Genomic DNA, 6,190 nt, shown 5'->3' on the forward strand with positions numbered 1-6,190 from the left:
CGTCTCTATCCGCCGGTACTAACCACCCCGTTCCTCACGTCGACCGCGCGGACGAGCATGTGAGAACGACCCCTACCGGCCGTCCGGTCGACCATCCCCTACCGGAACGGCTCTTCGGTCGTGCTCTCGCTGTTGATCGGAGTGGTGGCGGCGTCATCGCTGGCGTGATGCGCTCCGACTTCGACCTTGTGCTCACGCTCCGGTGTTCTCCGGAGTTCGCTGACGATGACTCCGGCGACGATGAAGGCGGCGCCGACGAGGGATGTGATGAGGATGCGTTCGCCTGCGGCGGCGCCGACAATGCCGGCCCAGACGGGCTCGCCCGAGTAGATGATGGTCGCGCGGGTCGGAGACACGGATCGCTGCGCCCAGTTCATGCCGAACTGGATCGCGGCGCTGGATGCCGCCATGAACAGGGCTGCGCCTAGCCACACCCAGGAGAACTCCGGGATCTGCTCCCCGGTGATCGGCATCGCTACGAGCCCGAGCGCCCCGGCGACGAACAGCTGCACGATCGTCGTGCCGGCGATATTGACCCGGCCGGCGAACGCGCCGATGAGGATCACCTCGGCCGCGAACGCGAACGCGCTGGCGATCGTCGCGATCTCGCCGACGGAGAGGCCGACGGAGATGGCGGAGGGGCCGGCGAGGAAGACGAGGCCGATGACGGCGAGTCCGGTTCCGGCCAGGGCGAGGCCGCTCGGCCGGCGGCGGAGCACCGCCCACTGCAGCAACGGGACGAGCGGCACGCAGAGGGCGGTGATGAACGCGGAGGTGCTGCTGTTGACTGTCTGGAGGCCGAACGTCTGCAATCCGTAGCCGAGGAAGATCGCGGCTCCGATGGCGGTGCCCGCGACGAGCTCGGCCAGGCCGATCTTCCGGAGGGCGGAGCGGAACACGAGGGAGCAGATAGCCGCGGCCGCGAGGAAGCGCAGCCCGACGAAGAACATCGGACCGGTCGTGGTGACGGCCACGTGCACGACGAGGAACGTCGCGCCCCAGAGGGCGGTGATGGCCATGAGCACGAGCTCAGGGCGGGTCGGGCGCAGCGCGGCTGCGACTCTCGAGAAGCGCATGACTCTCCGGACGTCGTTCAGGGGTGGGATCGGTGTGGCGACACGGCTGCCGTGTCGGGGATCGAGCCCGGGTCAAATCCCGGTGTCTGAGGGGTCGTCATCGCATGATGCGGCCTTCGGTGAAGGGCGCTGGGTGGTATCGCCTGCGCCGGCGTTCGGCTCGTACACCGAGAGCGAGAACCGTGCGGTGCTGTCGCCGGCGTGGGCGTAGATGTGAGGGGAGTCGCCGGGGAAGGTGATCGCATCGCCCGGGCTCAGCTGGAACTCGTCCTCTCCGACCGTGAGGGCCACGGTGCCTTCGTGCACGTGCAGCAGCTCGCGCGTTCCCCGCGTGTGCGCCGTGCTGACGTGTCGATCGCCGGGAGCCAACTCCCACTCCCACAGCTCCACGAGGTCCGGGGGTCGGGTGGTGGCCACCAGCAGCCCCCGGCCGCCGTTCTTTCCAGTCCAGAGCTGCGCGGCCTGACCGTCGCGGGTGACCTTGACCAGGTGCGACGACGGCGCCTCGACCAGCTCGGACACGGCGATCCCGAGCGCGTCACTCAGTGCCACCAGGGTCGCGATGCTGGGGTTGGTCTCGCCCTGCTCGACCTTCACGAGCTGGCGGCGACTGACCTCCGCGTCGGCGGCAAGCCGATCGAGTGTCCACTTCCGCGCCTGCCGGGCGCGGCGCACGCGCTCACCGATCGCGACAGCCAGCAGCTCGCTTGAAGTACCCATGAGTGCATTCTAGGGCACTATGCGTGCACCGCGAGCGGTTGGGTCTGGTTCTGCACTTTTCGTGGTCCGGTTAGGGATCCCCTATCGGACGCTCACTAGACCAGCTCCGTACGGGACGACGCGAGCGCTAGTCTACTCGCCGTGATCCTTGATCTAGAGCCCGGCGACGCGCGGTGGGCGGCCGCTCTTCCCGTCCTCCGCGAGCTGCGGCCCCATCTCACTGACGAATTGCTCGAGCTGGTACTGCGAGAAGGCGCGCCCCAAGGTCTCCGCTTCACCGCTCTACTGCAAGACGATCGCTGCGTGGCTGTCGCCGGCTGGCGAGTAGTCGTCAACACGAGCGCCATCAGGAAGCTCTACATCGATGACCTGTCCACCGCCGCCGCCGAGCGATCCCACGGCCACGGTGCGGCACTCCTAACCGCGCTGGCGGAGCGCGGTCGGGAACTGGGGTGCAGCGCGATCGAGCTCGACTCCGGCGTGCAACGCTTCGAGGCGCATCGCTTCTACCTGCGCGAACGGATGGACATCACCGCCCATCACTTCGCTCGACGGCTCGACCAGTAAGAGCAACGTGCGTCCTCCCCGCACCGTTCGGTAGAGGATCCCCCTACGGGACAGTCATCTAAGCGGAGACCCCGCCGACTGGCGGGCCGTCGTGAGTCGCGCGTACATGAACATGTCACGGGGCTCGCCTCCGATCCGCTCCCAGCTGCGGAGCAGTCCCTCTCGCTCGTAGCCGGCCGACTCGGCCGCACGCCAGGATCCGGTGTTCCACGGTTCGACGTACAGCTCGAGTCGGTCGAGGGCGTCGAGCTCGCGAGCCCAGGCGGTGAGGATCTCGAGCGCTTCCGCGGCGTAGCCGCGGCGGCGCTGTGACGGGAGCACCCAGTAGCCGATGCTCGCCCGCGCGCCGGCGGTGCTGAGGGGGAAGAGGCCGATGTGCCCGACCGCGGAGTCGCTGTCGTCCGCGATGGCGAAGACGTAGGCCGACCGGTCGCGGATGCGGGCGCTCTGCCGTTCCACGAACGCGAGCGCTTCGCCCGGATGGATCGTCGTCGGAACGGTCGTGATCGTCGGAATGTAGTGGTCCTTCGACGCCTCCTGCACGGCGGGCACGTCTGATGCGCGCCAGGCTCGCAGATGCAGTCTCGGCCCGGTCAGCTCGGGCAGCTCGAAAGGCTCGACCTTCATGCGGTCGATGCTTCCACAGCCCCGCGCACTGGTCAGCGGTGCTGCACCCAGATGTTCGGCTCCACGTAGATTCCCTCGTCCGCGTCGTGGTCGACGTGCAGCGTCGAGAGACCGCCTGGGATGACGTACTCCCCCGACTTCGGCAGGGCCATCCCGGTCCACTCCTCCCACTGGGCGACGGTGCCGGTCATCACCTGCGACCGCGGGGCGACGTCGAGGACGCTCGCGCCCATCCGCACGTGCGTGCGCAGCCACGGGTCCAGCGGTAGCCCGTCTTCTCGGATCCACGCCGCGTAGACGTCAATCGGGGTCAGCGGGTAGCGCGGCTTCATCGTCGGGCGTAGCGGCACGATCACGTGGTCGTAGCCGGCGGTGACGCTGAGGTCGCGGAATGCACCGAGCAGCGTCCCGGCGAGCCCGGCGCCGGTCCGATCCGGGTGCACCTGCGCGCTGCAGACGACGAGGGTCGTCGCCTCGCCCTCCTCCTCGAGCGCCCGGCGGAGCGAGTCGCCGTACCCCGCGGGTAATCCCTCGCGGGTGCCGTCCCACCGGATCGGCACCGCCCAGCCCGCAGCGACCGGCACCTCCTCATCGAGGACCACGAGCTCGAACCGGGTGAACCGCTCGCGCACCTGCGGCAGGTACTCCTCCGCGAGCCGGTCGGCGGAGATGAACGCCGGCCACCCCGAGCTGAACAGCACCTCCATCTGGACCTCGTCGCGTGGGCGCGCGTTGAGTACTTCTACTGACGTCATGGTCACAGTGTGGTCTGACGATGGCCGTCGAGACGTGCGGTGGCGGCGATCCGCGCTGCAGCGTCCAGCCCGCCTGACGCTCGGGCAACAAGTCGGCGCAACGCCGGGCCCGCCACCCCTGGCGGGTCGCTACAGTGAGCCGCATGGGCTGGGGAAAGAAACTTTGGAATTGGTTGACTGAGGACGCTCCGCTGAGCCCGGCTCCAACACGGACCTATCAGCTCAAAGAGGTTTTCACCCCAGGTCGGCCAGCTAATAAAGGCTTCGTAAATAGACCGCAGCAAGAAAGCGATTTCAATAGCCTCCTTGATGATCCGGGCACGCAAATTCTAGTGTGGGGCGAGTCGGGTGCAGGTAAGAGCTCACTCGTCTCTAACGTCCTAAAAGCTAGAGAGCAAGAGTTCATCACCACGCGCTGCACCTCAACAACGACTTACGATGACATTTTGTCGTCCGCTTTCGAGCAGATCGGCGCAATGATCAGATCGAGCGAGAGTACGCAAGAAACTAGGTCGACAAGTTCAGGTGTCGAGATCGGCGGGTCCCAGTCCCCTGTCACAATTAGTGGCAACGCGTCGTTCGAGGGAACACGTGGCGACGAGTACAGTCGAGTAGTCTCCGCTCAGTTGACGGCGGAAATGCTGGCGCCTCGTCTTGGCGCAAAAAAACTTGTGTGGATGATCGAAGATGTTCACAAGGTATCCGCGGCCGAACGAGCGAAGCTGGCTGACGCGATGAAGGTATTCAGCGACGAGTCACCTCGATTCGAGGACCTGCGAATAATTATCCTCGGCGTGGCCGAAACGGCAGGGGACATTCTGCGGGCGCCCTCCAACATGAGCGGTCGCCTCGCGGATGTGCGGATACCGCCGCTGAGGGACGACGAGCTCGGCGTGTTGCTCGACATGGCAAAAGAGCTGTTGAACGTTGATTTTTCGACCGTTCGCTCCCGAATTATCGCCCACTCGGTAGGCGTCGCCAGCATCACGCATGCGCTCGCGCGGGAGTGTTGTATCGCGCTCGGAATCCGGGAGACGGCTGCCACTCCTATTGGGGTCACGCACCAGGCTCTCGAGCAAGCGAAGGGCGCTTACTCACGCACGAGAAGCGGAGTCATGAAAGCCGACTTCGACAAGGCCTTAGAAGTCACGCAAACGCGAAAGTATCACAACTACGCTATCATTCTGCGCGCTATCGCGTCTCTTCCGGAGCGCGGCGCCACTCATGCCGAGATTTATGCGCGAATCAGAGAGAGTCACTCGGAGTACCCCGCAGGCAACTTGACACAGTACCTTCGCAAGCTTCAACTACCGGAACGAAGCGCTCTCATCAGAAAGACCTCGGAGGGCTTGTTCCGATACGACCAGCCACTTCAGCATGCCTACGCGATTCTCCGCTTCGATCTTCCGGTGAATTCCGATTGGGCATCTGGTCTGACCGTCACCGAAGAGGAGAAGGAATCCGCGGTGCGCCAAGCGGCTGAAGAAAATCTAGAAGCGCCGGAATACGACGAAGACGAATAAACCTCGATCAGGCTGGAAGATCTGTCTGCGGCATCGCCGTGGACACGTCCAGGATCCAGTGGGAGGGTGGGCGCATGTCGAAGCCTCGGACCAAGCTCGCGCGTGCTGCGCTGATCAGCAACGGGATGGTCTGGTTCGGGCTGTCGTTCATGCTCTTCGCGATCGCCGGCGAGCAGACGTACGCGGCGTTCACCGGTGAGTGGTTCAACGTGCTCGGGTGGGTGCTGATCGTCGCCGTAGCGGCCGGCCTGGCGGTGGTCGGTGTGATCGAGAACCGGAATATCCGGGCGGGGAAGAAGTACAAGCCGCGTCCTCGCCGCTGACTACCGCTCGAGCGTCGGTGGCCGTTCCACGCGCGTGGCCGGGGGGTCGAGGGGGCTCTCCCCCTCGTGCGGGCCGGCCCGTTTCGGGTCGGCCCGCGGCGCGCGCTCAGAGCGCGAGCGTGTGGAGGATCAGGGTGGTGGAGCCGATGGGCTTTCCAAAGTCGGTGTAGTCGAGGGTCGCGCGGCGGTTGCTGATGAGGTCGAGGGCGATCAGCTCCTCCTCGGACTCGTCCGTCATGTCGCCGGGCTCCTCGTCCCATTCGCGGAGGACCTGGCGGTCGGCGTCGAGGACTTTCCACAGTCCCCAGACGTGGGCGATGGGGCCCGTCGTCTCGTACTTGAAGACGAGGGCGGTCGCGGTGGGCCAGCCGTAGGCGGCCGCGGCGACGATCAGCGCTCGCGCTGCGGCGGCGGTCGCTTCGGCGTCGCCGGACGCGGCCGCGGCGTCGACGGCGACCTCGGCCGCTCGCAGCGTCGGGTCCTCCTGGTACGGGTCGAAGCGGTGGGCGGGGCGGGGTGCGGTGGTCGTGGTGGTCATGGTCGGGCCTTCCTGTGCAGCAGTGGGAGAAGAGGAGGGGCGGGACCGGCGCGAGCCGGTC

General features: G+C 66.3%; 8 protein-coding genes. 3 read left to right on the forward strand and 5 right to left on the reverse strand.

The genetic code is table 11. The annotated features are described in order from the left end of the window. Positions 1-98: 98 nt before the first annotated feature. Together C5C54_RS17120 and C5C54_RS17125 are read right to left on the reverse strand one after the other, a co-directional pair. On the reverse strand, positions 99-1,076 hold the full coding sequence (locus C5C54_RS17120; protein ID WP_104288865.1) for a DMT family transporter: 978 nt from the start codon (positions 1,074-1,076) through the stop codon (positions 99-101). A gap of 72 nt (positions 1,077-1,148) precedes the next feature. Continuing rightward, on the reverse strand, positions 1,149-1,796 hold the full coding sequence (locus C5C54_RS17125; RefSeq protein ID WP_104288866.1) for a helix-turn-helix domain-containing protein: 648 nt from the start codon (positions 1,794-1,796) through the stop codon (positions 1,149-1,151). Positions 1,797-1,937: 141 nt separating this feature from the next. Here C5C54_RS17125 and C5C54_RS17130 point away from each other — a divergent pair, with 141 nt between their 5' ends. Continuing rightward, positions 1,938-2,363, forward strand: coding sequence for a GNAT family N-acetyltransferase (locus tag C5C54_RS17130; protein ID WP_104235057.1), 426 nt, complete (start codon positions 1,938-1,940; stop codon positions 2,361-2,363). A gap of 54 nt (positions 2,364-2,417) precedes the next feature. Here the strand turns inward: C5C54_RS17130 and C5C54_RS17135 are convergent, their stop codons facing one another. Both C5C54_RS17135 and C5C54_RS17140 read right to left on the reverse strand, forming a co-directional pair. Beyond that, entirely contained in the window at positions 2,418-2,990 is a 573-nt protein-coding gene (locus C5C54_RS17135) for a GNAT family N-acetyltransferase (protein WP_104288867.1), read from the reverse strand. A gap of 32 nt (positions 2,991-3,022) precedes the next feature. Then, positions 3,023-3,745: a hypothetical protein gene (locus C5C54_RS17140; RefSeq protein ID WP_104288870.1), complete on the reverse strand. Its 723-nt coding sequence runs from the start codon at positions 3,743-3,745 to the stop codon at positions 3,023-3,025. 143 nt (positions 3,746-3,888) lie between these two features. Here C5C54_RS17140 and C5C54_RS17145 point away from each other — a divergent pair, with 143 nt between their 5' ends. Together C5C54_RS17145 and C5C54_RS17150 are read left to right on the forward strand one after the other, a co-directional pair. Then, complete coding sequence (locus C5C54_RS17145) at positions 3,889-5,268, forward strand: AAA family ATPase (RefSeq protein ID WP_104288868.1); 1,380 nt, start codon at positions 3,889-3,891, stop codon at positions 5,266-5,268. A 74-nt stretch (positions 5,269-5,342) separates the two neighbouring features. Beyond that, positions 5,343-5,591 carry a hypothetical protein gene (locus tag C5C54_RS17150; RefSeq protein ID WP_104233598.1) on the forward strand — a complete coding sequence of 83 codons (249 nt, stop codon included), beginning with the start codon at positions 5,343-5,345 and terminating at the stop codon, positions 5,589-5,591. A 106-nt stretch (positions 5,592-5,697) separates the two neighbouring features. Here C5C54_RS17150 and C5C54_RS17155 read toward each other — a convergent pair whose 3' ends face one another. Next, positions 5,698-6,129 carry a hypothetical protein gene (locus tag C5C54_RS17155; protein WP_104288869.1) on the reverse strand — a complete coding sequence of 144 codons (432 nt, stop codon included), beginning with the start codon at positions 6,127-6,129 and terminating at the stop codon, positions 5,698-5,700. Positions 6,130-6,190: the final 61 nt, after the last annotated feature.

Origin of the sequence: Rathayibacter sp. AY1F2 (genome assembly GCF_002930885.1) — a bacterium.
Lineage (GTDB): Bacteria > Actinomycetota > Actinomycetes > Actinomycetales > Microbacteriaceae > Rathayibacter.

Excerpts from the sequence above, each read along its gene's own strand:
- C5C54_RS17120 (WP_104288865.1), bottom strand. The coding sequence starts at position 1,076 with ATGCGCTTCTCGAGAGTCGCAGCCGCGCTGCGCCCGACCCGCCCTGAG.
- C5C54_RS17125 (WP_104288866.1), bottom strand. The coding sequence starts at position 1,796 with ATGGGTACTTCAAGCGAGCTGCTGGCTGTCGCGATCGGTGAGCGCGTG.
- C5C54_RS17135 (WP_104288867.1), bottom strand. The coding sequence starts at position 2,990 with ATGAAGGTCGAGCCTTTCGAGCTGCCCGAGCTGACCGGGCCGAGACTG.
- C5C54_RS17140 (WP_104288870.1), bottom strand. The coding sequence starts at position 3,745 with ATGACGTCAGTAGAAGTACTCAACGCGCGCCCACGCGACGAGGTCCAG.
- C5C54_RS17145 (WP_104288868.1), top strand. The coding sequence starts at position 3,889 with ATGGGCTGGGGAAAGAAACTTTGGAATTGGTTGACTGAGGACGCTCCG.
- C5C54_RS17150 (WP_104233598.1), top strand. The coding sequence starts at position 5,343 with ATGTCGAAGCCTCGGACCAAGCTCGCGCGTGCTGCGCTGATCAGCAAC.
- C5C54_RS17155 (WP_104288869.1), bottom strand. The coding sequence starts at position 6,129 with ATGACCACCACGACCACCGCACCCCGCCCCGCCCACCGCTTCGACCCG.